Annotated in this window: 21 protein-coding genes; 7 read left to right on the top strand and 14 right to left on the bottom strand. The window is 54.1% G+C overall.

The window, feature by feature from the left end; translation table 11 throughout:
• Positions 1-52 precede the first annotated feature (52 nt).
• Positions 53-973: a pca operon transcription factor PcaQ gene (gene pcaQ, locus FHW17_RS23860; protein ID WP_182510959.1), complete on the top strand. Its 921-nt coding sequence runs from the start codon at positions 53-55 to the stop codon at positions 971-973.
• Here pcaQ and FHW17_RS23855 read toward each other — a convergent pair whose 3' ends face one another.
• Positions 974-1,777 (bottom strand): APH(3')-II family aminoglycoside O-phosphotransferase, encoded by an 804-nt coding sequence (locus tag FHW17_RS23855; RefSeq protein ID WP_246707014.1) that lies wholly within the window; start codon positions 1,775-1,777, stop codon positions 974-976.
• A gap of 77 nt (positions 1,778-1,854) precedes the next feature.
• Positions 1,855-3,027, bottom strand: a complete 1,173-nt coding sequence (gene pobA, locus FHW17_RS23850; protein ID WP_112529408.1) for a 4-hydroxybenzoate 3-monooxygenase — start codon at positions 3,025-3,027, stop codon at positions 1,855-1,857.
• A 112-nt stretch (positions 3,028-3,139) separates the two neighbouring features.
• Between pobA and FHW17_RS23845 the strand changes: the two genes are divergently transcribed.
• Positions 3,140-4,012, top strand: a complete 873-nt coding sequence (locus tag FHW17_RS23845) for a helix-turn-helix domain-containing protein (RefSeq protein WP_112529406.1) — start codon at positions 3,140-3,142, stop codon at positions 4,010-4,012.
• An 11-nt stretch (positions 4,013-4,023) separates the two neighbouring features.
• On the opposite strand, the gene FHW17_RS23840 is transcribed toward FHW17_RS23845, so the two are convergent.
• The gene (locus FHW17_RS23840; protein ID WP_112529404.1) at positions 4,024-4,779 is read right to left on the bottom strand and encodes an IclR family transcriptional regulator; all 756 of its coding nucleotides are present in this window, start codon (positions 4,777-4,779) and stop codon (positions 4,024-4,026) included.
• Between the two features lie 184 nt (positions 4,780-4,963).
• Between FHW17_RS23840 and FHW17_RS23835 the strand changes: the two genes are divergently transcribed.
• From FHW17_RS23835 to pcaF, 3 genes are read left to right on the top strand one after another with little or no spacing between them, the layout of a single operon-like run.
• Complete coding sequence (locus FHW17_RS23835; protein WP_112529402.1) at positions 4,964-5,824, top strand: CoA transferase subunit A; 861 nt, start codon at positions 4,964-4,966, stop codon at positions 5,822-5,824.
• Positions 5,825-5,835: 11 nt separating this feature from the next.
• The gene (locus tag FHW17_RS23830) at positions 5,836-6,609 is read left to right on the top strand and encodes a CoA-transferase subunit beta (RefSeq protein WP_112529400.1); all 774 of its coding nucleotides are present in this window, start codon (positions 5,836-5,838) and stop codon (positions 6,607-6,609) included.
• Positions 6,609-7,814: a 3-oxoadipyl-CoA thiolase gene (gene pcaF, locus FHW17_RS23825; RefSeq protein WP_112529398.1), complete on the top strand. Its 1,206-nt coding sequence runs from the start codon at positions 6,609-6,611 to the stop codon at positions 7,812-7,814. Before FHW17_RS23830 ends, pcaF begins: the two co-directional genes overlap by 1 nt.
• Positions 7,815-7,869: 55 nt before the next feature.
• Here pcaF and galE read toward each other — a convergent pair whose 3' ends face one another.
• The 11 genes from galE to FHW17_RS23770 form a co-directional block, all read right to left on the bottom strand.
• Positions 7,870-8,889 (bottom strand): UDP-glucose 4-epimerase GalE, encoded by a 1,020-nt coding sequence (gene galE / locus FHW17_RS23820; RefSeq protein ID WP_182510958.1) that lies wholly within the window; start codon positions 8,887-8,889, stop codon positions 7,870-7,872.
• A gap of 127 nt (positions 8,890-9,016) precedes the next feature.
• On the bottom strand, positions 9,017-10,204 hold the full coding sequence (locus tag FHW17_RS23815; protein WP_112529394.1) for a polysaccharide pyruvyl transferase family protein: 1,188 nt from the start codon (positions 10,202-10,204) through the stop codon (positions 9,017-9,019).
• A gap of 38 nt (positions 10,205-10,242) precedes the next feature.
• Positions 10,243-11,571, bottom strand: a complete 1,329-nt coding sequence (locus FHW17_RS23810; protein ID WP_182510957.1) for a glycosyltransferase family 4 protein — start codon at positions 11,569-11,571, stop codon at positions 10,243-10,245.
• A complete protein-coding gene (locus FHW17_RS23805; RefSeq protein ID WP_182510956.1) occupies positions 11,568-13,811 on the bottom strand; it encodes a hypothetical protein in 2,244 nt (747 codons plus the stop codon). Before FHW17_RS23805 ends, FHW17_RS23810 begins: the two co-directional genes overlap by 4 nt.
• Before the next feature lie 10 nt (positions 13,812-13,821).
• Positions 13,822-14,604, bottom strand: a complete 783-nt coding sequence (locus FHW17_RS23800; RefSeq protein ID WP_113097600.1) for a hypothetical protein — start codon at positions 14,602-14,604, stop codon at positions 13,822-13,824.
• A 10-nt stretch (positions 14,605-14,614) separates the two neighbouring features.
• A complete protein-coding gene (locus FHW17_RS23795; protein ID WP_112529388.1) occupies positions 14,615-15,877 on the bottom strand; it encodes a glycosyltransferase family 4 protein in 1,263 nt (420 codons plus the stop codon).
• Entirely contained in the window at positions 15,874-16,716 is an 843-nt protein-coding gene (locus FHW17_RS23790; protein WP_227988835.1) for a class I SAM-dependent methyltransferase, read from the bottom strand. The genes FHW17_RS23795 and FHW17_RS23790 overlap by 4 nt, the downstream gene beginning before the upstream one ends.
• Positions 16,713-18,977 carry a glycosyltransferase gene (locus tag FHW17_RS23785; protein WP_348643777.1) on the bottom strand — a complete coding sequence of 755 codons (2,265 nt, stop codon included), beginning with the start codon at positions 18,975-18,977 and terminating at the stop codon, positions 16,713-16,715. Before FHW17_RS23785 ends, FHW17_RS23790 begins: the two co-directional genes overlap by 4 nt.
• A 73-nt stretch (positions 18,978-19,050) precedes the next feature.
• Positions 19,051-19,710, bottom strand: a complete 660-nt coding sequence (locus FHW17_RS23780) for a calcium-binding protein (protein ID WP_091886306.1) — start codon at positions 19,708-19,710, stop codon at positions 19,051-19,053.
• A gap of 290 nt (positions 19,711-20,000) precedes the next feature.
• Positions 20,001-21,419, bottom strand: a complete 1,419-nt coding sequence (locus FHW17_RS23775) for an HlyD family type I secretion periplasmic adaptor subunit (protein WP_113097601.1) — start codon at positions 21,417-21,419, stop codon at positions 20,001-20,003.
• A complete protein-coding gene (locus FHW17_RS23770) occupies positions 21,416-23,134 on the bottom strand; it encodes a type I secretion system permease/ATPase (protein ID WP_246707013.1) in 1,719 nt (572 codons plus the stop codon). The genes FHW17_RS23775 and FHW17_RS23770 overlap by 4 nt, the downstream gene beginning before the upstream one ends.
• A gap of 256 nt (positions 23,135-23,390) precedes the next feature.
• Between FHW17_RS23770 and FHW17_RS23765 the strand changes: the two genes are divergently transcribed.
• Complete coding sequence (locus FHW17_RS23765; protein WP_091886304.1) at positions 23,391-23,960, top strand: MarR family transcriptional regulator; 570 nt, start codon at positions 23,391-23,393, stop codon at positions 23,958-23,960.
• A gap of 41 nt (positions 23,961-24,001) precedes the next feature.
• A complete protein-coding gene (locus FHW17_RS23760) occupies positions 24,002-25,219 on the top strand; it encodes a glycosyltransferase family 4 protein (protein WP_112529378.1) in 1,218 nt (405 codons plus the stop codon).
• The last annotated feature ends 67 nt before the right edge of the window (positions 25,220-25,286 follow it).

Here is a 25,286-nt window from a genome sequence, read left to right as displayed (position 1 = left end):
CAGTAAAATGATATCTTGCCGCATTCGCTTAACCCTGGGGTTATGAAAACACATGATCGATGGCCGCATCAAGTTCCGCCACCTGCAAACTTTTCTCGAAGTCGCCCGCCAGAAAAGCGTGATGAAGGCAGCAGCGATTCTACATATCAGCCAACCCGCTGTAACCAAAACCATTCGTGAAATGGAAGAGGTGCTTGGCGTTGCCATGTTTGAGCGTGACGGTCGCGGCATCCGTATCACTCGCTTCGGTGAAGTATTTTTGCGTTACGCGGGAGCAGCCATTACCGCGCTGCGGCAAGGCATCGATTCTGTCACCAACGAGCAATCGGGGGAGGGTATCCCCGTTCGGGTAGGTGCCTTACCAACGGTTTCAACCCGCATCATGCCGCAGGCCATCAGCCTGTTCCTGCAGGAAAAGACCCAGAGCCGATTGAAAATCGTCACCGGAGAAAACGCCGTGCTGCTCGAACAGTTGCGGCTGGGCGACCTCGATCTTGTTGTTGGCCGATTGGCTGCGCCGGAAAAAATGACCGGTTTTTCCTTCGAACATCTCTATTCTGAACAGGTAGTTTTTGCTGTCAGCGCACACCATCCATTGCTTGATGCCAGCGAAGACATTTTCAATCGTCTCGAAGAGTTTCCGGTGCTGATGCCGACGCGCGCATCCATCATTCGGCCCTTCGTCGACCGGTTTCTTATTGCCAACGGTGTCGCCAAACTCCCGCACCAGATCGAGACGGTTTCCGATGCTTTTGGCAGGGCCTTTGTACGCTCCCATCATGCCGTGTGGATTATTTCAGCCGGAGTGGTCGCCAGCGACGTTGCAGACCGTATGCTTGCACTTCTGCCGATCGATACCACTGAAACAAAAGGCCCGGTTGGCTTGACCACCCGCGCCGATGTAACGCCTTCGCTGCCGCTCATGATCCTGATGCAGACGATCCGCGAGGCGGCAGACGGAATGAAGAACTGATTAGAAAAACTCATCAAGCAAGCGGTAATAAGCAAGCTTTGCCGGATCTGGCGTTTTCAGACCATAGAAATCCAGAAACACGTGAACCCATTGCCCGCCGAAATTGTCGGTAACACTACGGCAGGCGAGTGCAATGTCCTGATATCGATCGGCAATACCAAGCCGTGCGCAATCGATGAAGCCGCTAAAAGCGCCATTTTCGGCTATAAAATTTGGCAGACAGGCATCGCCGTGGGTGACCACAATATCCTCTTCCTCGGGTTGTTTTGCCAGAAGCTTGCAAAAAAGCTCTGTCGCAGTTCGCCCAAGCTGATCGTCATCAAAGTCTGTCTCATCAACGAGCCCAGCTTTCATTCGCGCCTTCGCTGCTTTGATCCGCCTATCAAGCCGGTGATTGAAAGGGCAGGCTGTTGGATCAAGGGCATGCAATTGGTGAAGCGCACCGGCAAAAATATGAATACGGCTTTCAACCGATAGGGTGTCTGCGGAGGCAAGGTCCGCTCCGGCGAGCGCGCTCATCAAAAGCCAATAATGTCCCGCATGCGATCCAGCAAACAGTATCCGCGGGCACGGCATGTCCTGCAATGCAAGCCATTGGAGGCGCGCCACTTCGTCGGGCAATTCCGCATAAGGGCTTATCAATTCCGTCTTGATAAACAATTGGGGGAGACCGCTTGCCTCGAGCTTAAAAACCTGTGCATCGGAACGGCCGAGTTCGTCTCGACGCCAGCTGTATCCCGAAACGAGGATCTGTAACTCATATGGCACGACCATGGCACCCGGCAGGTCTCTTATCGCAGGCATGAAAACTTCCAGTTTTGTTCGTTGGATGGGAATCCATCCGCCAAGAAAGACGTTTCTGAACAAATTGGAAGTGCGACCTAGAAAGGCAAGCCCACATAGTTTTCGGCCAGCGCTGTCGAAGCTGCACGGGAATGGGTGAGATAATCGAGTTCGGCTTCCTGAATTTTCTGTCCGAACGCGTCGGTATCGGGAAAACGGTGCATCAGCATCGTCATCGACCAGGAGAAGCGTACGGCTTTCCACACGCGTAAAAGCGCACGGCGTGAATAGTCATCAAGACCGGCCATACTCTGATCCGCGTAATATTCACGCAAACCCTCAAACAGATAGTGTACATCACTCGCCGCAAGATTGAGCCCCTTTGCCCCCGTCGGCGGCACAATGTGAGCAGCATCGCCAGCCAGAAACAGATGACCAAAGCGCATGGGCTCAGCAACAAATGAGCGAAGCGGAGCAATGGACTTTTCGAACGAAGGTCCCGTTGTCACAGCCGCCGCGTCTTCCTCGGGCAGTCTGCGCCGCAACTCATCCCAGAACCGGTCATCGGACCAGTCCTCCACCTTGTCATCAAGTGAACACTGGACATAGTAACGGCTGCGGCTCATGGAACGCATTGAGCAAAGTGCGAACCCGCGCGAGTGATTGGCATAGATCAACTCGTGTGCGACGGGCGGCACATCCGCGAGAACACCCAGCCAGCCAAAGGGATAATTGCGTTCAAATGTCCGGATAGCTTTCTCGGGCACCGAACGGCGGCTGATCCCATGAAAGCCGTCACATCCGGCAATAAAATCGCAATCTATACAGTCAGTCTTTCCATCTTTCTCGAAGGTGATAAACGGCTTGTTCGTATCAAAATTATGGATTGCAACATTGTTTGCCTCATGGATCGCCAGCGCACCGCTTTCTGCACGCTTCTGCATAAGGTCACGGGTCATTTCAGTCTGGCCATAGACCGTCACCCGCTTGCCACCGGTCAGGTCGAAAAGATCTATACGATGATTGCGACCATCGAAGGCCAGCGAAAACCCATCATGTGGCAGACCCTCCGTATGCAAGCGCATGCTGGCTCCCGCATCATCCAGCAGTCGAACCGTGCCTTCCTCCAACACTCCGGCGCGAACACGGCCAAGAATATAGTCCTTGCTCGCCCGGTCGAGGATGACGTTGTCGATGCCCGCCCGGGTCAGGAGTTGACCGAGCAGAAGCCCGGCGGGCCCGGACCCAATGATAACCACTTGCGTGCGCATGATGCCTCCCAGCCTGAAATATGTGCGTAAGGCTAGCGTCGGTCTGCATATGAACAATGGACTTATCCGGCAAAAAACAGGACAATCTGAACATTGGAGGTGGGAGGAAGCGATGCGGGGAGTAGTGCCAACCTATGATCTTTACGGCGAAAATCATCCGAAACGGCCCGACTTCTGGCTGCATTGGGAGACAATTGCCTCAAGAAGCCAATTACACAACTGGGAGATCAAGACCCACCGTCACGATACATTCTTTCAGATTTTGTACTTTCGTGGCGGCACCGGTGACGCCGTCTTTGGTACGCAAAGCCATCCCATATGCCCGCCTGTTATGATCACCGTGCCACCAAAATGCGAGCACGGCTTTCGATTTTCGCGGGATATGGACGGCATTGTGATGACGATGCTCGCCTCGCGTTTTGGTTCTTCCGGGCGGCGTATTTGCGACGCCGGTACACAGCCAAGATTAATCTCGCTGACATCTGGTCACGCAGACACGATCTTCCTTGTGCAAAGCATCGAGCGCCTGAGCGCAGAACTGATATCAGGCGGCACTTTTCACGATGATCTCGTTGAGTCCTATCTCAGGACAATCGTGCTTTTGGCGGTGCGGATGACAGCCCCTCAACACCCCAACACCAATGACGGAACGGGAGACCGTCTGAAACTATTGCAAACATTGGTCAATCAGCATTTCCGCAACCACCATCCTGCTGAATTCTACGCTGCTCATCTTGGCCTGTCGGCAACGCATCTCAACCGTATCGTCAAGACTGCGACGGGACAAAGCACCAATGGTTTACTCGTGGGCCGTCTGGTCGATCAGGCTAAACGCGATCTGGTATTCACTTCGGCCAGCATCAAACAGATTGCTTATGATCTGGGCTTTGCCGATCCTGCCTATTTCACACGATTTTTCACCAAGGAAACGGGCAGGACACCGCGACAATACCGCACCGAACAAAGCGCCAGAATGGTTGTTTAGTTCAACTGCACCTATACTAAAACTCCGGCTATCGTATCCCGGGTTGATTGCATCACAGGCAGGTAGCGCTCAATCATTTCTTCGACCGTAACGCGTGGTGCCTGAGCGCCGATGTTGATGGCGGCGATGGTGATGCCGCGCGTGTTGCGCACGGGAACAGCGATGGAACAAAGGCCAATCTCCAACTCCTGATCGATCACCGCATAGCCCTGCAAGCGGACTTTGCGCACTTCGTCCATCAATTCCGGGACTGACGTTTTCGTGCGCGGCGTGTTTGCCGTGCGGTTGCTATCCTCAAGAATACGCTGTGCATCATCATCGCTCATCGCCGCCAGAAGAACCCGGCCCATGGACGAGCAGTAAGCCGGCAGCCGGCTACCGGGGTTGAGATTAATCGACATGACACGCTTATGCGAAGCGCGGGCGATATAGACAATCTCGTTACCGTCGAGCACCGAGGCTGATGCACTTTCGCCGGTCTTTTCGGAAAGCTGGTCCAGAAATGGTTGGATTAACCGGGGTAGGGGCGTGGATGAGAGGTAGGAATGGCCGAGGCGCAGGATACGCGGTGTCAAAGTAAAAAACTTGCCATCATAATCCGCATAGCCAAGCTGTGTGAGGGTTAGAAGGCAGCGGCGTGCCGTGGCCCGCTCCAGTCCAGTCATCCGCGCAATATCCGTGATCGACAGGCGAGAATTGATCGCATCAAAAGCCTCAATGACAGAAAGTCCTTTGGCAAAGCCACTAATGAAATCGGTCTCGCGCATTCATTTTCAACCTAATTTATGGAGATTTTCGGACAGCTTGTGCGATATACGAACAAATGTCAAATAACGCACAAAATACATTGACGTGCCGAACCTGGCGGGACTACGCCGTTGGGAGCAGATGGAGGTTTGCATCAGACATCGGCACATAATCGTCGGTCGGTGCCAAAGCAGGGAGAGAGACGTGGCGAAAATCTGTACGCTTTCCGAAGCGATTGAGGACAATGTCAGGGATGGCGACACACTTGCCATGGAGGGGTTTACCCACCTCATTCCCTATGCGGCTGGCCACGAGATTATCAGACAGGGCCGCAAGGACCTGTTTCTTGTTCGTATGACACCGGACCTTATCTATGATCAGTTGATCGGTGTTGGCGCGGCACGCGGCATGAAGTTTTCCTGGGGTGGCAATCCCGGTGTGGGTTCATTGCACCGCTTCCGTGATGCGGTTGAAAACCAATGGCCGCGGCCGCTTGCCATCGAGGAACATTCCCATGCAGCCATGGCCAACGCCTATGAGGCCGGCGCTGCCAATCTGCCTTTTGCCGTTTTGCGCGGTTATATCGGCGCCGACCTTGCCAAGGTCAATCCGAACATCAAGTCCATCACATGTCCCTTTACAGGGGAGGTGCTGGCCGCTGTTCCGTCCATTCGTCCTGACGTATCGATCATCCATGCGCAGCGTGCCGACCGGCAAGGCAATGTGCTGATCGAGGGCATTACCGGAGTGCAGAAGGAAGCAGTGCTTGCCGCGCGCCGCTCCATCGTGACAGTCGAGGAAATCGACGATGAACTGAACCCGCCATCACCCAATGCAGTTGTCTTGCCCCATTGGGCTATCAGTGCAGTTGTGCATGTACCGGGCGGCGCTTTTCCATCCTATGCCCATGGCTACTACCCACGCTCCAATGCTTTTTACATTGCATGGGACAAGATCGCGCGTGATCGCGAGAGTTTCACGGCTTGGATCAAAGAGAATGTCCTTGCCGGCAAGCCCGAAGATTTTGCCCGTCATGCTGTCAGGCATGCGGCAAACGCGGCGTAAGGAACCGGATCATGACACAGGATTTCACACCCACTGAAATGATGACCATTGCTGCTGCGCGTGCGCTCACCAATGATGATGTCTGCTTTGTCGGAATTGGCGCACCTTCGGCGGCCTGTAATGTGGCGCGGCTCACCCATGCACCCGATATCACCTTGATCTATGAAAGCGGCACGATCGGCACCAAACCGGATGTATTGCCGCTCTCCATTGGCGATGGCGAGCTTTGCGATACCGCCCTGTTTACCGTTTCGGTGCCGGAAATGTTTCGTTACTGGCTGCAGGGCGGACGTATTACCACCGGGTTTCTCGGCGGAGCGCAGATAGATCGCTTTGCCAATCTCAACACCACAGTCGTCGGTCCCTATGATACGCCGAAAGTACGGCTGCCCGGTGGTGGCGGCGCCCCGGAAATTGCCAGCAATTGCGGCCAGATTTATATCACCATGGCGCTGACCAATCGTGGTTTTGTTGACCATCTGGACTTCATAACATCCATGGGCCATGGCGAAGGCGGCGACCATCGCGCGCGACTTGGAATGAAAACCAAGGGCCCAACCCGTGTCATTACGGATCTTTGCATTTTCGAACCGGACCCGGCGACGAAGGAGTTAACTGTGGTATCCATCCACCAAGGTGTGACGCGCCGGCAGATTGAAGAGAATTGCGGCTGGCCTGTCCGGTTTGCTAAAGAGACCGTGGAAACACCCGTTCCCACTGAAACCGAACTCTCAGTGCTGCGCGATATCAACGCACGCACAAAACGAGCGCATGAGGCAGCCTGATGTCCGAAGCCTTTATCTGTGATTATATCCGCACGCCCATTGGCCGCTTTGGCGGGGCGCTGTCCTCGGTTCGACCGGATGATCTCGGTGCCATCCCACTGAAAGCATTGATGCAGCGGAACGTATCCGTTGACTGGGAAGCCATCGGCGAAGTCTTTTATGGCTGCGCCAATCAGGCAGGCGAGGACAATCGCAATGTCGCGCGCATGTCCCTGCTTCTTGCCGGACTACCGGTGGGCGTACCGGGTACGACGATCAACCGCCTGTGCGGCTCGGGTATGGACGCGGTTATTGCAGCGGCGCGGGCGATCAAGGCCGGAGAACTGGAAATTGCCATTGCGGGCGGTGTTGAATCCATGTCGCGTGCGCCGTTCGTTTTACCGAAGGCAGAAGGGGCTTTTTCACGCCATGCGGAAATTCACGACACAACCATTGGTTGGCGCTTTGTCAATCCGCTGATGCAGCAGCAATATGGCATCGACTCTATGCCCGAGACCGGCGAGAACGTTGCCGAAGATTATAACGTCTCGCGTGCTGATCAGGACGCTTTTGCGGTACGGTCGCAGCAAAGGGCAGGGGTTGCCATGGACAGCGGTCGGCTCGGTCGCGAGATAACTCCTGTGATTATTCCCCAGCGCAAAGGCGAGGCGGTAACAGTGGATCGCGACGAGCATCCTCGTCCACAGACGGCACCTGAACAACTGGCCAAATTGCCGACACCCTTCCGCAAGGGCGGATCGGTAACAGCGGGGAATGCATCAGGCGTTAATGACGGCGCAGCCGCTTTGATCATTGCTTCCGAAGCTGCTGCGAAGAAATACGGACTGACACCCATCGCCCGGATTGTTGGCGGCGCAACCGCTGGTGTTTCACCACGCATCATGGGTATTGGTCCGGTTGCAGCAACGCGCAAACTCTGCGCGCGGCTTGGCCTCACCCCACAGGATTTCGATGTGATCGAACTCAACGAAGCCTTCGCCTCGCAGGGCCTTGCCACTCTGCGCGAACTCGGACTTGCCGACGATGCCGATTATATCAATCCGAATGGCGGTGCGATTGCACTTGGTCATCCCCTTGGCATGTCCGGCGCGCGCATCGCCGGGACGGCAGCATTGGAACTTAATATCAGAGGCGCAAAACGCGCCCTTGCCACCATGTGCATCGGTGTCGGCCAGGGTATCGCTGTCGCGCTTGAACGTGCCTGATAAAGCATTATGCCGGGCTGTTAGCCCGGCATATTCACCGCTTAGCAGATTTTGATCAGACGGCGATCCGGGATTCCGACTGTTCCAGAGTTTTTAGAATGGCAAGCTGTCGTTCCCACACCAGCGCATCGCCAACGATAAGGTCGAGGTCTGCACGCTTGGGCTCAAAGCCGAACAGTGTCCGCACACGCTCGTTACCCGCAACAAGAACAGCGGGATCGCCGGCACGGCGCGGTGCCGTCCGAACCTCGAAATCAACACCTGACACGCGCTTGACCGCATCAATGATTTCAAGCACCGAATAACCATAGCCATAACCGCAATTGGCTGACGTACTGGTTCCACCTGCCTCCAGATAATTGAGCGCGCAGAGATGTGCCTGTGCCAGATCACTGACGTGAATGTAATCACGGATGCAGGTGCCATCGGCGGTCGGATAATCCGTACCGTAAACGTCAATGTGTGAGCGTTCACCGGTCGCGGCCTGACTGGCAATCTTGATAAGATGTGTGGCGCGCGGGAACGACTGACCCGAACGCAATTGCGGATCTGCACCTGCCACGTTGAAATAACGCAGCGCCACATAGTTGAATTCCGGATGGGCAACTGCCGCATCGCGAAGCATCCATTCGGTCATCAACTTGGATGTGCCGTAGGGCGAGATTGGCTGATGCGGCATATCCTCGGTGATCGGCGTGCGCTCCGGTTCGCCGTAGACGGCAGCGGTCGACGAGAAAATGAAATGCTTGATACCTTCGGCAATCGCTGCCTCAATCAGGGCTCGCGATTGCACCGTATTGTTGCGATAGTAATAAAGCGGGTCCTTAACCGAATCCGGCACGACGATTGATCCGGCAAAATGCAGGATCGCAGTAACATTGTGTCGACGGATCAGATCGCGCACCAGTGCCTGATCGCCGATATCGCCCTGCACGAAGGGTACATCATCCGGCACCAGCCAGGCGAAACCACAGCTCAAATCATCAAGCACCAGCACCGATCGGCCGGCATCCTTGAGGGCAAGCACCATGTGACTACCGATATAGCCGGCGCCACCAGAAACGAGAACAGTCATGGGAGGAACTCCTGCAATTTTGTTGGAGATATCTATGTGATGGAGCGGCTTATGCCAATTCGACAATAGTTGTTGTGCTTCCTTCCTGCGGTTTGTTTTCCTCCCAAGGAAATTTCGCGGCTATTCGTTATGCGACCCAGCGAGCGGCGTCCGTTGCACGTCTGCCCGTCTCGGTCATTTTATGATCAACATTGTTTTCAGTCAGAAAGACATTCATCTCACCATAAGTCTCGAACCAGGCGCGGTTGTATTTATCAAACAGCGACTGATCCCAGTAGTCTTCCAGCCTGAATGGCTTGTCACTGAACACGTCATAACTCGGAATCTTGTAGGTCTCGGCAAATTCGACGGTGCGGCTGTCATAGGTGAAATAGATCGACGGAATACCATTGGCCAAAGCCATGAGATTGCCGTGCAATCGGTAGCCAAGCACCAGTTGATGCGACCGCACCAGCTTTTCGTAATCAGCAACAACATCGGAATAGTACATGCGCTCCCGATAGAGCTTTTCGATTGCTTCATCGAAATACCAGTCGGAGACCCAGCGATTTCCCTTCAACGCAGCGATGGCCTGTTCCTTCTGCTCATCGGTGCCGAAAACCATCTTCTTCTCTTCCACTTCACCCTGCGCCATCAGGGTAATGTCAAAGCGTTTGGCCATTTGCTTGATCAGTTCACGATGAAGGGTCAGATAGCGCTGGATATCCTGCGCATAGGTTGGCGACACTTCGCGGCGGACAGTCACACCAACCTTTTTTACCGTATCCAAATCAGGCAATTTAATGCGCAGATGCTGGTTGTTCCGGCGGAAAGCCGTGGGGCAACCAATAATCCGCACGTTCTTGATGCCGATATCATTGAGAACCTGTGCCGAATAGGCACCCCGCACGCCGATGGACGTGGTAGAATCGGCGATGAGACGCCAAACTGCCTTGGATTCCTCCGAAAGTTCCAGCTGACCTTTGACCGGCGCCTGGGCACCAACGCCGAAAGCGATAACCGGCAATCCCAACCGCTTGAGAACCGGGATTGTGTCTCGCCAGTTCATTTCCTTATTGATGTAGTTGGACCCGCGCAGAATGACATAGTCATATTCCTCGCGCAGTTGATCAATCTTCTCCATCGGCGGATTGACGATAGGAAGCTCGCCAACCTTATCGTAGTTCATCAGCTTCAATGACGATTCGAAAACGAAAGCATCGCCAATGTTGTGGTAGTGATCAATACTACGCTGAATATCACTGTGCTTGTACCAGCGTACATTGTCATGATCATATACTTCACCGGCGGGTATCAGTACGAGGACGCGTGCCATGAGGTATTCCTTCTTTTGGCGATGAACGCTGGGTAAATTCAGCTTGCTTGGGAAAGAACAACGTCAGTTCTTGCAGCTACGTTAAGCGACTGCTGCCGGGTAGGTTTAAGCAATTCACCGTAGAGAGCAAGATGTTCTTGAGCACAGTCAATATAGTTCAGCGGACTTCGGATAGTCTGGTGCAGACGATCCCAAATCGAGGAGTCGCTGAGCACTTCTGTGAAACGATCCGCCAGATCTTCAGCGCTGCGAACCCGGAAATGCAAGCCATCGAGTCCATCGCGAATTTTCTCCGCCATACCACCAATATTGGAGCAGATGACCGGACGGCGATGGTGCAGAGCCTCCTGAATGACAATAGGCGAATTCTCCCACCAGATGGAGGGCATAACCACCCAGTCGACTGATTGCATGAGGCGCGGCATCTCCGCATTCTGATATGCGCCATAGAAGCGGACACGCGGTCCGGCTTCCTCAATCAGCTTCTGCATGCGATCCTGGAATTCGCGCGGTTGTTTCTCAAGATTGCCGCCAAAGATCATCAGGCGTGAATCTTCGCCCCAGCTTTCCTCGGGCACGCGCGAGACAGCATCAATAAGCACGTCGATACCCTTGAAAGGCGTGACCTGTCCGAAATAGGCAAAGCGATTGCGCCGAGGCCTTGGTCCCGACAGCTCCCGCGGCGGCGTTATGTTATCGATGGCAATGCCGTTCTCGATGACGGTCAGCTTTGCAGGATCGAGCCCCCATTCCCTGTATCGTTCCGCCAGAAAATCACTGGGTGCAACGAAGGCATCGGCAAGTTCAAGCATACCGCGGATGAAACGTTCCCGCTTAAGAAAACGAGCCGGAGGAATATCGGGGAAACAGGCATGACAATCGATGGGTGAAGCCTCGTTGCAAAGCTTTGCCGAGCCCGCCTTCACCATTTGTCCGTCATTGTTGCAGATCGACAAATATTCGTGGAACGTCACCAGAATGATTGTATCCGGCATCGCCTCGCGAATGGCATAGAGCGTTTCCAACCCGAGGCCGAGCACATGATGAAAGTGTACCACATGCGGATTGAGGTCCCGGACAAAACGCAGGAGATCGCGGCGGATTTCATCGGTGTTGTTATTTGACAGATAGAAGTGATCATATTCATCCGCATGAAACAGGATTTCGTCGCTGCTGCGGCGCATGCTCATCAAAGCGGTCGTACCATGGCGCGGTATCGGATGACCGGCTCGTGCAAGATAGACAGACTGGACACCGGCCAGGCTGTTAAGCCCCTTGTGCAGATTGTAAGATGCGATTTCTCCACCCCCGAGTGAAATACTCGGATGAGCATGGGAAATCACCAGAACCCGAAGCTGTTCGGTCATGCCGTTTCCTCTGTGGAAGCACCGCGTTTATTGGAGACATTGTTGGCCCAGCGTGCGTCAAAAACCTGCCGATCAATCCGCTCGATCAGTGCAATGGTTGAGGCCTTGTCAGATACGGATATATCGTCAGAACCCAACATCTGGGCCGATGGCAGCCAATAGGAACGCAAACCCGACTGTTTGAGTTTGAGGCCAAGATCGAGGCCCTTCTCATGCGTTCCAAGATAGCCGCGCGTGAACCCGTTGACTGAGAACAGGGCATTGCGTGGCAGGATGCAGCACTCGAAGGTTGCCGTTGCTACCTCTGTTATTCCCATCCCAGCCACAGCATCAATTGGATATCCGGCATAACGGCTGATCAAGGCGCGATCGGACTGGGCTCCTGCCACCCATGTCCCGGCCCAGCGGATGGAGTCATCTTCATAGGCAAGGGTTGGAGACAGCACGCATTCCTTGCGTGCATCGTAGGCGGCCAGCAATTTCTGGAACCAACCGGAGCTGCGGGGTAAAAGCGATGCGGCGAGAAAGACAACGCTTTCGGTCGAAACTGCCCGCGCACCCACCTCCAATGCATCATAGAGATCTTCCGACCCGCTTGCGGATACCAGCCGGACGCGTAGGCCATAGAAATCGGCTAATCTGCGAATCTGAACGCCGATACGGTCAACGATTTCCGTTGCAGCGGCTACAACAATCGGCGCCTTGCGTGTACCGGGATCAAGTGCGAGCAGGGCAAGAAGAGGACCAATCTCTTCCACGCGTTCGTCCACACCGATGATAAGCGCAGGTCCTTCAGCGTCTTCAAAGGCACCGAGATCAACGATACCGAAAATCTCCGGAGGCGGACGGCTGACACCGCGAAGCAATGGCACGAGTTGCTGATCAACGATATGACGCAGCGCCCATGCATTGGGGTCAATGGCGCGAATTTGCCTGACAACCGCATCGCGTGACGTAATCCGCGTCGGCGTCAGGGGCATGAAGGCCCGGCGTGCATCGCTCAACTCAAGTTCAATATAGAAGGGAGCCGTGCTGTCACCTGCAAGTTCCGGAGCGAAAGCCACGAACCCATGCGCATGACGATTGGGGTCGAGTCCGGCATTGAATGGTGGCTGGTTGTCGAATTCCCTCGTCACATCAGGCCGGTCTACCCGCGTCCAGTTGCTATCAAGCTGGGTTTCACCGCGGTGCCGACGGAGCTTGACCGACTGCACATGGTTATCCGGGTCGAGTAGCCAGCCGGAAACCAGAAGGCCGCTGCCTTCAACACGAAACACGTTATCAATGCCCATCCTAACCGGGAAGGGCAGGCCGGATATTGTCTCCGTGCCATCAAAACGGTTAGCCGCCGAACGCAGGCGGAGAAGTATCTCCGTCGAACTGCGCATGTTCGGCAAAATAGCCCTGACATGGCTGGGTGTTTCACGCGAGCCAACCAGCAGACGCCGGTCATAGACCTCAATAAAGCGCCAGCCCCGGCGTCCGCGAAACAGCAGGCGCTCAATGTCATTTGGCGCAACAGGTTCATTGGCAAGCAGCAGCCCCGCAAAGCCAGACGCCTGTTCACTCACATCCGGCCGTGCAAAAACGCCAATTGAACATTCCGCAAGGGAAGGAGAACGGCCACTAATCAGAAGCCGCGTAACGGAAGGCGTCAGATCCTGCGCCCAACCCTGTACAAAAATCTCACCTTCATCACTCCCGCCGATCAATTCGATGATGCCATCAGATCGGGCGCCAGCCTGTAACAGTACGGTGATAGCCGCAAGCTTTTTGCGGCCGATCGGGCCGGAAATCAGTCCTTCAACGAGCCCGTCAATGGCGCCGGGCAAATTGGACCCTGCGAGATCGGCCATCATGGCTGCCAGATCGCCAACCGTGGCGGCTCGTGCGGCAAATGAATATCGCGCCACCTTTGCCTTGTGCTGGAACATGATTGTCTTCAGCTGACCGCGGCGTAAAACACTGGTTGGAACAATAGCAACAAAACCGTGGGTGCCCGCTGGCGAAGGTGCCTTCAGTGGCCAAGTGATGAGCGTTGCCTTGACGCTCATGGCAGGATCACCATTGAGGAAAACCGTCACCTGATCGGAGGTGTTACTGCCAATACCGAGGACCAGCACCAGCGTATCCTCTACCGGGCAACCCACAACCATTTCGCCTTCCATGACAATGGAATTGCGCTCCGGCGCTTTACCGGTTTTGGGTACGGGCATCAGGGTTTTTTCGTCGCGTGTCATCTCAACACCCTCAACGGAGAGCCCCAAGCGTCAGGAGCGCACCGGTAACGAATCCCACCAGGACGAACAACAGCAGGAACAATGGTTTGGTATCACCACCGGCGCGCTTATGCAGAAGCTCCATGCGGGTTTCCAATCCCGCCACAACACCATCCATGCGCATGAGATGCACGTCCAGCTCTGTCATGCGTTGATTGACATCGCTGCGCAGACCCTCAAGCGAATTGCTGACATCACCAAGGTCGGAGGGCGTGCCTCCCCCGTCAATGGTTTGTGACGGCCGTTGCAGGGAGCGTTGATTCACCTGTAATTGGCGCTGCGCTGCCATCAGCATATCGAGCTTGTCGAGAATACGCGTCATCGGTGCCGCAATGAGCGCTTCTGCAGCCTGTTCGTCGGGCTTTGGAACGCGCAATGACTGTTCTACGCCTGCGCCGCTGATCGCGATAACAACAAGTTCACCTGCCCGCATCGAGGCAAATTGCGGCAACATCACATCAAAGGCATGGATACCATCACCAATCCCATTGCGCTTCAGGTCGGGCCGGTCCTTATCAGCCGTTGCTTCGGCAATAGGCTTACCATCGAGCATCACGCGAATGGTCAATCTCACATCCGGTGCCGCCGGATCAAACGCCCATCCGTAGAGACGACCATCATCGACAGCGTCGACACGCCCTTTGATCGGTTCTGTTTTTGCTGGCTCAGGCTGCACTTGTTTGGTGTTATCCTGTTCCGGGGCGGTTGTCGGCTTTGCAGAAGGCTGCGCCGACACTTTTGTCACTATAGACATGATATACCTCTCAGGCTGCCTCGACACGTTCAGAACGCAGGGTCTCGATCAGATCGAGATACCGTTCAGCTGTCGTATCGATAGTATCAGGGTGGCGTGCCCCCAGTGAAAGAAGCTGACGCAGGTCAGTATCTTCAGCAATCCGCCGCATAGCAGCTGCCAACGCGAGCGGATCGTTGGGGGGAACAGTCAGGCCATTGACCCCGTTTTCGATCATTTCGGCCATACCGCCAATATTGCTGGTGATCACAGGGCAATCCTGTCCTTGAGCCTCTTGAATTACCAGCGGAGCATTCTCCCACCAGATTGATGGCATAATCGCACAATCAACCGTCGCGATGAGATTTCCTATGTCTTCACGCCGATAGGCACCGCGCCTTTGTACGAAAGGCGATGTCTCGGCAAACAACCTGTCTATATCGGCAACAAACGCTTCACTCTGAAATGGCGCAGCACCGTGGACACGCAGTTCAAAATCATAGCCCTCAGCAATCAGTTGCTTCGCCGCTTCCAGAAGGACAGTGGTCCCCTTCCAGGGGTTGAGGTTGCCGAAATATCCGAAGATGGGCTTGGTACGGGTTGCCGGATCAGTTTTCGCTGTCAGTTCGCGCTTTGGTTGTCCATTCGGGATCACGCTGATCAGCTCTTCGTCAATTCCCCAATCGACATAGCGCTGCTTGAGAAACTCACTCGGTGAAACAAATGCATCCACTACACTCAACAGCGATTTCAGATGACGCTCGCGCAGCACGAATTTGTCCAGCGCAATGTCCTTGAAACAGCTATGGCACCGATCCGGACTTGCTCCGTAACAAAGTTCCTTGTCTCTCGTGCGAACCATCAGGCCATCATGATGGCAGATCGGATAGTAATCGTGCAGTGTCAGAACAATCCGGCATTCGGGCAATGTTCTCCGGACGATATGTGGGAACTCTGCGCCTAACAGCAGCAAATGATGCAGATGAACGACATCCGGCTTGAAATCCCGCAGCAGTTCGACAATGTCGGGCACGATCCCATAGAGATCGACCTGGCTCATGAAAAAGCGGTCAAAGTGGCCAGACCAGAGCAAAATTTCATCGCCGCCGTTGCCAATACTCTGAAAGCTTGTGCCGGGACGTGCCTCGCGATGAATATGGTTGGTTGCACCCAGAAACAGTGCTTCGCATCCGGCGCGCTGATAGGCGCGAAATAGATCATGCGCAAAGATTTCGGTGCCACCGGGATGCAGTGACGGGTGATTATGGGCCGCGATAAGGACACGGGCCATTATCTCTCCCCTCCAGGTCCCGCAATGAAGATGTCCTGATAATGATCAGCGGGTATGCCGCGCCAGTGACCAAGTGATTTATTGAAAACCGATAGGCCAGCACGCGTCAAAGCCTGATCCAAAAATCCGTCATCAAAACCGACCGCGGCGAGGGGAGGCAATTCCGGCACGAACCAGCAGGGCCCTTGATCATAGCGCTGGAAACCCAATCGTGTATCGCGCTTCTTCAGCGGGTTTTCGGCCGCTGTCTTGTCCACTACAAACGCCGTCATGAAAAGGCGTCCGCCGGGCGCAAGAACGCGCGCAACTTCACGCAGATAGACACTGACTTCCTCATCGGGAAGATGAGTAACAACCGATGTCATGATGACAAAATCGAACTTTTTGTCTTCGAAGGGCAATTTGAGCTGAAGGCCATCAATCGCTCCCTTGGGATTATAAAGGGAATGCGCGATATCCATGTAGCGGAACTCGAAATTCGGATAGACGGGCGTGATCTTCTGCTGGCACCAGTTGATGCCACCGGATACCGGGTCAATGCCGCGATAGCTTCCTTTAGCCGGATCAAGATATTGTGTGAGCGGTACAGCCATACGGCCAATACCACTACCGATATCAAGCACATGGCTTTCCGGGCGCAATCCGCCCTTGCGGATAAAATGACCCAGAAACTCGGAGCCGACGGTCCGAAAATCACCATCACCGACAAAAACACTGTCCGGGTCAGGACTGGGCAGAAACCGGTTTCGTACGACAGCTTCCATCAGCCAGTCGACATATTCATCATTCACAGCATTTGTATGCTCGGGTAGGGCTTTCTTGAGTGCTACAACCTCAGTCAAGCGGCGCTCCTTTCAGACTTTCCAACGATATAAGGGGCGACAGTGTCCTCTGTCGCTTCATCGAGGTAGGTCGACATCAATTCGGTTATGTCATCGTTCCAGCGCTTGGTGTGCAGCCATGAATTATACTGGCTTGCCAGACCACGCATGTAATCTGCGCTGCGGCGGATGGACCGCCGCTCGAAATGGTACAGGGAAACATCTGGCTCATAGGCAATATGAAAGCCGATCTGGCGAATTTTCAGGCACAGATCGCTGTCCTCATAGTCACCGATAATGTAATCTTCGGTGAAGCCACCCACGAGATCGTAAATGTCTTTTCGAGTAACCAGACAGGCGCCCGTCACCCCCGGGACAGTGCGGCCCACACGTGCGGGAGCGTATGCGCCGGGCATTCCCTTGTAGAAATGGTGATTCAGCCAGACGCCCTTCTGGTCGCGCGCAAAATACAGCCCGGCATGCTGGAGAGACCCGTCCTCGAACAACAACCTTGGACCGATTGCACCGAGTTTCTTCTGATCAAGCAGCGGTTGAATAAGAGCCTGAAGCCAGCCATTGGCGCAAGGCACAACGTCCGAATTCAACATGACTATCATTGTGCCTGTGGCTACGCCTGCGCCCGCATTACAGGCACGGGCATAGCCGCTGTTGCGATTCATTGTGACAAGCCTGAATGGCAAGCCGTGCAGAATGTGCAAGCCGCCTAGCATATGTTCGGTATCATCCTGAATTTCAGGGGAATCGAGCACAAAAATGAGTTCAGCGTTGTCGACAAGCCAAGGATCTGTCGCCATGGCAGAAAACTGGAAGCGGAGGAAGTCGAGGTTCCGATAGAGCGGAATGACAATCGACACCACAGGATTATCAGGCAGAACGCCATAATCCTTGGTATCAGCGATCTTCACAGTCTTGCCGAGCTTGTGCTCAACTTCCTGCAGGGCAGGGGCGAGAATATTCTCGAAAACCTGATCACGCGCATGTTGCGGAGGGACAGAACGCAGGATGCGATTTCGCTGGGCTGAAGCTTCGAAAGGCTGCAATTGCGGGATCAGCGACGACGTCGCGCCAGATACCAACCGCATCTGGAAACGCGGTTGGAGCAGTGGGCCCAAATTTTTGCTTTGCGGAAGCCATGCAACAAATCCGGTTACATCTGCACCAAAACCGTCTTCGCGCTCGCCGGTTTTACCGGGAAATTTGTAAAAATTGGGTTGAAGCGGCAAGACGCTTCCATTCTCTGAAAGATATTCGATCCTCGATAACATGGCCGCAGGATCATGTGTCCAACCGCCGACAAGCAGACCACCATCCAGCGCGAGAGCGAGATCGATTTCAGCGGCAGGATGCGTGGCGGATTTGGCAATCTGACGAACCGTCAGCGGCGTGCGCGTCTGCATATCAATGGCAGTGGCAAGGCCAGCGCCTGTGACCTGGGCCAATTCGCGGATGAGGAACTCACGCAGATCCATGTCTCCGTGGCGCTTTGCCCACCACTTTTCGAAATCCGCCTGCTGACTGTCACCATCAGCGAGTTTGCGAACGGCAACGCCGTTCTTGCCGCAAAGCACGAGATGGAAGGACTGCGGTAAAGACCGCGCTGACTCAACCAAAAGGTGACACGATTGTCCGCCCCGTTTGATTTGTGAGCCCATGACGAATTTTGCCGGCAGGGCTGTCACCGAAGCCGCACTGATTGCGTAAATCGTGCTCACATCGCCAAGCACAGGATCAATCACTGTTTCCAGCAGATACTGACCGTCGATCGGCTGGCCGCAGGAACGTACGGGCCGGGGTTCTGGTGTCAGCGCCAGAGTGATTTCACGCGCAACGCCGGCGAAAATCTGGTTTTGGGAAAGGCGGAATGTGGTGCGCCATGTGCTCAGAACATTGTTGAGCAGCTTGATGTGACCGGCAGCCGAGAGATTATTCACCGCACTGTTTACATCAAACGATGCAAGTTCATCGGCGGGATAAAGAACGGCCTGCTCCGTTGGCCCGAGCGATCCAGCAGAAAGGGTCAGATTGATCGGCTGATCTTTCGTCCGCATGGCCCAAAGCACACGCTGACCGCCCGTTTCAAGAGGAATGTTGAGGCTAACAAGCGGAACCAGTTGATCCGATGCCTCCAGTGTACATTTTGTCGAGGCTCGCATCGCGCCGGGGAGATCCCAGATCACGACAGCAATATCAGCACATAGACGAGAGATGGATACACTCTCCGTGTCGTCTGCAATATCCGTCGAATGGTCGAGGTTCAACACGTTGCCCTTTCATTCACATCGGAAAGAAAAACGTGCCCGGCAAAAAAGCAGGGCACGCCAATTTTTGAAAAAATCAATGTACGACGAAGTACTGGTCGGGATGTGCCTGCACATCGTCATAGCTGGTGTTCACAAGTGTGATGCTGTCGCCATGGCCGAAATCGACCACAACGTTGTTGCCAACTTGCGTAATATGGTCTGCCACATCATCCGGGGAATTGATGTGAAGGCCATTGATGCCTTTGGATATCTGAAGAACGTCTTCACCTGGGGTAAAATCAAGAATGACGTCGTTGCCGCCGCCACCATTGAACAGGAATACGTCATGTCCGGAACCGCCGACTAGGGTATCATCGCCAGCTCCACCAACGATAAAGTCATTCCCTGCGCCGCCGAGAATAACGTCATTGCCGGAGCCGCCGAAGAGGATGTCTGAGCCATTGCCGCCCAGAAGAGTATCATCTCCGTTGTCACCGAACAGAACGTCGCTTCCGTCGCCGCCATTCAGAATGTCATTTCCTTGGTCACCATGGAGAATATCACTGCCTGTTCCGCCGAAAAGGGTATCGTCACCCCGTCCGCCGAAAAGGAGATCATTCCCTTCATCACCAAATATGATGTCGTTGCCGTTTCCGCCAAAGACGAGATCATCACCACCGTGGGCGTGGATGAAATCGTCAAAACGCGAACCAAACAAAACGTCGTCGTAGGCGCCGCCTTCTAAAGTGGCCATCTGCTTCTCCTTCTGTCTGCTTTGAGTTTCGACTGCCGAAAATGTTCCGACCATCGATGCTTTGACGATTGTGCGCTGCAACAAATCGAAATGCAACATAACCTAAGAGTATAAATGCGGCATTCACGAGTAACAAATTATTACGGAAACGTATTACTTCACGTTTTGTATCACGACTCTAATTTATGTTTATTTCAACTGTAATTAATCTATCAAACTATATTGGTTATATTTTATTTCAAAATTTGAAATGTCACACAAAACGCCCCATTTTGGGGGAATTATTCTACTTAATCTTCTCTAAATGCACGATTGAGGCTGTCTGATATTGGCGAGATGATGTAGTCGATCGCCTTACGAGCCTTATGAACAATGATCACTTCGGCGGGCATTCCCGGATAAAGTTTGACTGACGGATTGGCCGCCAGCGACTTTGGCATGATCTCCGCACGCGCCACAAAGTAGGCCGTGTCGGTTTTTTCGTCGATCACCTGGTCCGCCGCAATGTAGCTGATCTTGCCGTCGAGTGGTGTCAACGAACGCTGATTATAGGCTGTCAGACGAATCTGCGCAGGCGATCCCATCGAAACGCTATCCACGTCCCGCGGATTGATTTTCATCTCCACGACCAGCGGCTCATTTTCTGGAACGATGTCCAGTACCGGCTCTCCAGCCGCGATAACGCCGCCGGGTGTCCTCAGGCGGATGTTGGCGATGACACCGGCCTGCGGTGACTTGATTTCAATACGGCGCATCACATCCTTCGCCGCAACAATCCGCTCTTCCGTATCCGCCAGATCGGTCTGATTTGTTGTAATTTCACCGGCGATTTCCGATTGCAGATCGCTTTCGATTCCAATCAATGCGAATTCTGCACCGGCTTTTGCCTGTTCAGCCCTTGCTTTGTCACCAGCATGCTCGCCGCGGTTTCCGGCCAGTTCGCTCAGTTTTGTATCGATTTCGGTCAACTTGGATTTCTGGGCAAAACCCTTTGCGACCAAGCTGGCGATTGCAGTGCGCTGTTCCGTGATGAGTTCGATCTGTCTGTCTGTCGCAGCGATCTGCGAGGCCGCTGACTTTGCCTGTTCCGTGTATTGTTCGATGGTCTTTTTCTGAACGTCGGTACGGCTGATCTTTTGCGCTGAACGCTTCTGGAAGAAGATGCGCTCGGCCTTCACCGCGTTCTGCGCCGCGACATCATCCGGACCACCGAAATTCTCCGGAAAGGTAATCTCTGGCTCACCCCCTTGTTCAGCCCGCAATCGTGCAAGCTTGGCTATGAGACCGACACGCCGGGACTGCAAGGACTGTAATTCGGAGCGAGCCTTTGTATCGTCCAGCCGGATCAATGGTTGGCCAACCTTCACTTCGTCGCCTTCCTGCACGAGCAGGCGATCCAGTATCCCACCTTCCAGATGGCTGATGGTCTTCCGCTTCGAATCGACAATCACGGTTCCAAGGGCAACCGCAGCGCTTCCAAGCTCAGCCGAATAGGCCCAGCCAAAGAACCCGCCGAACGCGACTACGATGGTCATAACGCCGGCTATGATAAGTCGGCGCAACGGCGACTTTGCATCCTCGTTTTCCAGATCAACAACCCATTCGGGACGCACAGTTCCAAATTTGGTCAATGCGTGCTTTTCACCAGCTTTTTCGCGGGGAGCCAGAAGCTGACTAACGCGCTTGGGAACTATCGATTTGCCGGTCATGCGCCTGCTCCTGCCGTACCCATTTTCGGACCAGTGGGTGTAATGGAAGCCACCACATCAGTGCGCGGCCCGAACTGCGTGATTCGACCGTTTTCAAGCACCAGCAGCTTGTCCGCTACCTGCATGATGGTCGGCCTGTGAGCGATCATGATGACAATAGCGCCATCATCCCGCGCTTGTTCGATGGCGCGCATCAAAGCACGCTCACCAACCGCATCAAGGTTCGAATTTGGTTCATCCAATACGATGAGGCGAGGGCGATTATAGAGGCAGCGGGCGAGGCCGATGCGCTGCCGCTGACCACCGGAAAGAGTGAGGCGACCATCGCCGACAGGCGTGTCGTAGCCAAGTGGCAGACGGCCAATCATCTCATGCACGTCAGCGAGGCGGGCCGCTTCCAGAACGCGATGCGGATCACTGTCACCCATACGCGCGATGTTGTCCTTGATGGTGCCGTCGAGCAGTGCCACCGATTGCGGAAGATATCCGGCTATCTCGCCAAAGGAGCCGCGTTCCCAAAGATAGACATTGTTGCCATCGAGGAAAACACCGCCGGAAGTTGGCTTGACGATACCAATCATCAGCCGGGCCAAGGTCGATTTACCGGCTGCGGATGGGCCCACAACCCCGAGAACTTCACCGGGTGAAAGAGAAAAGGAAATACCCTTGATAATCGGCATTTCAACACCGGGAGCCGCATAAACGAGCTTGTCGATGATCAGATCGCCCTGGGGTCTTGGCGTGGGCATCGTCTGACGCACCGCGAGATTCTGCGCCAGCAGCGATTGTATCCGCTGCCAGTTGCCGATGGCGTTCACCCACTGACGCCATGTATCTACAACATGATCAAAAGGCATGAGAAGGCGGCCAATAATAATCGTCGTAGCGATCATGGCGCCACCCGTGATTTCCTGTTGCATGGCCAACAATGTACCGGCGCCCAGCCCGCCAATCTGAATCATGAAGCGCAGTGTACGGGCAATCGTTGCCATGCCGCGGCTGCGGGTGCCGCCAATATCAAGCAGATCCAGCGCATTCATCTGGGTTGACCGCCAGCGCCTCGCCAGCGCCGGCAACATGCCCATAGCCTCAATCACTTCCGCATGGCGCAAGGTGCTGCCGATTTTGGAAATGGCTTCAATATTTGCCTGATTCGCATCCTTCAGCAGGCTTCGCGTCATAATATCCGTGATAACGCCGCAGATCACGAGCACGACGACAGAAACCACGCCGATGATCCCAAAAACCGGATGCAAAAGGAAAAGCACGGTCAGATAAATCGGCGACCAGGCCGCATCCAGCGGCGCACTCACCGCAGTTGACGTCAGGAATGTACGCAATTCCGTCAGATCGCGCAGTGCCTGTGTGGCCTTCGGCAAGCCCTGATCGACGGATGCCTGAACCGCCGCTGTAAGAATTGGCAAGTTAAGACGGCGCACCAGCGCACTGCCCATAGCCTGAAATGACAAAGCCCGAATAAACTCAAGAATGCCAAAAACAATCAACGCGCCGACCGCCAGAATGCTCAACATAATGAGCGTATCGGTGCTCCGGCTGTTCAAAACTCTATCGTGTACCTGCAACATATAAAGCGGTACAGTGAGTTGCAGAAGATTGATGCAAGCACTTAATAAAACGGCATAAAGCAAGCCTGACAGGAACACCCGGCGCGCTCGCAAAATGAGAGCTTGAGGCGCCGGAACTGCGGACGTCATCGTATTTTTTCCAATATTGCTCTTGCCATTTGCATTGTTTTGACGAGTATCTGTCATCTATAATCTGCCTTGGAAATGCCACAGCTGCCGGTTAGCCCGTTTGACCTTGGTCGAAGGAAACAGACTAGTAAAGTAATACCGTGCAGAATGTGACAGAAAAAAGTTTATATGGTGGGGAAAAAAGCAAAGGAGACTGAGAATATACTTGTAACTTACTTCAAATTTTGAAGTAAAATTGATGATGGAGACCAAGATGATACAAAAACTTCTACACGAAGGAGTGGAAGTCGAAACATCTATTGACGGCTACGATGCCGCCGATTTTCCTGAGATTACTGCTGAAAAACAGGGACATAGACATCCAATTCATACCGTTGTGGTCACACATTTTGAGTTGGCCAGAATGATTGAGAGAGTAAATCGTCGGTTCGCAAGCCTACTGAGGTCCGAATTGACGAAATTGGGAATTGAAGACGTTGGCCCAGCCCAGGCAATGGTTCTCCTGGCAATTGGCGACGTCGAACTTTCCGTCGGAGAGCTTTTGGACCGGGGACATTATATCGGTTCCAACATCTCTTATTATCTGAAGCAGCTCGGCGATGGCGGTTACATCGACAGGGTTGCATCCCAGCGCGACAAGCGATCCGCAAGGATTCGTTTGACGGAAAAAGGCGAACAGCTTTGCTCCAATCTGCGTAACGCTGGCGGGGCTTACAACCGCGTACTTGCCAGGGATGATGACGATCTTCGCAATCTGGAAATCGCATTCCAGACATTACACAGACTCGAACTGGTTTGGGGAAATGCCGCTCGTTACGGCATCTGACCCTCTGTCAATTCGCGTTCTGACGTCTGGAAAGGACTGACATGCATGTGGCTTTCGTTCACAGGCGCGGACTAGGTCAGTTCGCGGCCCTGGCCGAACATCTTGCAACCAGCGGGCATGATGTCAGTCTTATCTGTGAAACAGTGGACCGTCGCCTCCCATCGGTCCGCGTGATCAGACACAGAATGGAACCTGGCCCTCGGGCGGATAGCCAGATGGCCAGGTATCTAGGCATTCCCGACCACCATGTGCGGATCGGGCATCGCGTGGCGGAAACGTTTGATTCGATGGCACGCCAGGGTGAACGCCCTGACATTGTCATTGGCCATATTGGTTGGGGCAGCATGATGTTCGTCAAGGACGTTCTGCCAAACATTCCCGCCCTGGGCTATTGTGAATTTTTCTATCGGGCCGAAGGTGCCGATGTCGGGTTTGCTCCGGATGACAAGCCGGACGCAGAAACGCGCAAAAGATTAAGGCTGCGCAATATTGCGCAGTTAATTTCGCTGGAAGCCATTGATGGAGGCATCAGTCCCACTTTCTGGCAAAAGAGCCTTTATCCGGCTGCAGCGCAAAAACGCATCGCAGTTTGCCATGAAGGCGTTGATACCCAGCTTTTCCGTCCCGACCAGCGCGCATCGCTGAAATTACCGGATGGGCGCATCATCAAAACAGGCGATCCGGTAATCACCTTTGTTGCCCGCGATCTCGAACCCTATCGTGGTTTTCCGCAGGCGCTTGAAGCAGCGGCAAAGGTGATCCAGAAGAACAACGACGCCTTGTTTATCTTTGTTGGCGCAGATGGCGTGAGTTATGGCACACCGCCTCCGGGAGGCGGTTCGTGGAAGGATGCGCTTCTCTCCAAATATAATTTACCAGCTGACAGGATTTTGTTTCCGGGCGCAATTTCGCACGATCTTCTCCGTCAGTTGTATCAGATTTCGACGGCTCATATCTATCTGACTTACCCGTTCGTACTGTCCTGGTCTGTCATTGAAGCGATGGCATGCGGTGCGCTGATCATCGGCTCCGATACGCAACCCGTGCAGGAAGTGATCCGATCCGGTCAGAATGGTCTGCTTGTTCCCTTTTACGATACGGATGCGCTCGCCAGCACCATCCTGCGCGTGCTTGCCAAGCCGAATGATTTTATGCCGTTGCGCGCTGCAGCACGCCGAACAATCGAGTCCCGCTTTCGCTTGACCGACTGCCTCGCGCGACAAAAAAACCTCATTGATACGGTTTTGCGAACGGCTTGAAGACGCGGTTTTGTGCCTCCTGATTTCAATGGATTTTGGTTTTAACGATTATCCAAACCCAGATACG

The organism is Phyllobacterium sp. P30BS-XVII (genome assembly GCF_014138335.1).
Classification (GTDB): Bacteria; Pseudomonadota; Alphaproteobacteria; order Rhizobiales; family Rhizobiaceae; genus Phyllobacterium; species Phyllobacterium meliloti.
This window is presented reverse-complemented; position numbering and strand designations above follow the sequence as displayed.

What these genes read in the sequence shown, in the direction of transcription:
- pcaQ (WP_182510959.1), top strand. Translation starts at nt 53, where the DNA reads ATGATCGATGGCCGCATCAAGTTCCGCCACCTGCAAACTTTTCTCGAA.
- FHW17_RS23855 (WP_246707014.1), bottom strand. Translation starts at nt 1,777, where the DNA reads ATGCCTGCGATAAGAGACCTGCCGGGTGCCATGGTCGTGCCATATGAG.
- pobA (WP_112529408.1), bottom strand. Translation starts at nt 3,027, where the DNA reads ATGCGCACGCAAGTGGTTATCATTGGGTCCGGGCCCGCCGGGCTTCTG.
- FHW17_RS23845 (WP_112529406.1), top strand. Translation starts at nt 3,140, where the DNA reads ATGCGGGGAGTAGTGCCAACCTATGATCTTTACGGCGAAAATCATCCG.
- FHW17_RS23840 (WP_112529404.1), bottom strand. Translation starts at nt 4,779, where the DNA reads ATGCGCGAGACCGATTTCATTAGTGGCTTTGCCAAAGGACTTTCTGTC.
- FHW17_RS23830 (WP_112529400.1), top strand. Translation starts at nt 5,836, where the DNA reads ATGACACAGGATTTCACACCCACTGAAATGATGACCATTGCTGCTGCG.
- pcaF (WP_112529398.1), top strand. Translation starts at nt 6,609, where the DNA reads ATGTCCGAAGCCTTTATCTGTGATTATATCCGCACGCCCATTGGCCGC.
- galE (WP_182510958.1), bottom strand. Translation starts at nt 8,889, where the DNA reads ATGACTGTTCTCGTTTCTGGTGGCGCCGGCTATATCGGTAGTCACATG.
- FHW17_RS23815 (WP_112529394.1), bottom strand. Translation starts at nt 10,204, where the DNA reads ATGGCACGCGTCCTCGTACTGATACCCGCCGGTGAAGTATATGATCAT.
- FHW17_RS23810 (WP_182510957.1), bottom strand. Translation starts at nt 11,571, where the DNA reads ATGACCGAACAGCTTCGGGTTCTGGTGATTTCCCATGCTCATCCGAGT.
- FHW17_RS23805 (WP_182510956.1), bottom strand. Translation starts at nt 13,811, where the DNA reads ATGACACGCGACGAAAAAACCCTGATGCCCGTACCCAAAACCGGTAAA.
- FHW17_RS23800 (WP_113097600.1), bottom strand. Translation starts at nt 14,604, where the DNA reads ATGTCTATAGTGACAAAAGTGTCGGCGCAGCCTTCTGCAAAGCCGACA.
- FHW17_RS23780 (WP_091886306.1), bottom strand. Translation starts at nt 19,710, where the DNA reads ATGGCCACTTTAGAAGGCGGCGCCTACGACGACGTTTTGTTTGGTTCG.
- FHW17_RS23775 (WP_113097601.1), bottom strand. Translation starts at nt 21,419, where the DNA reads ATGACCGGCAAATCGATAGTTCCCAAGCGCGTTAGTCAGCTTCTGGCT.
- FHW17_RS23770 (WP_246707013.1), bottom strand. Translation starts at nt 23,134, where the DNA reads ATGACGTCCGCAGTTCCGGCGCCTCAAGCTCTCATTTTGCGAGCGCGC.
- FHW17_RS23760 (WP_112529378.1), top strand. Translation starts at nt 24,002, where the DNA reads ATGCATGTGGCTTTCGTTCACAGGCGCGGACTAGGTCAGTTCGCGGCC.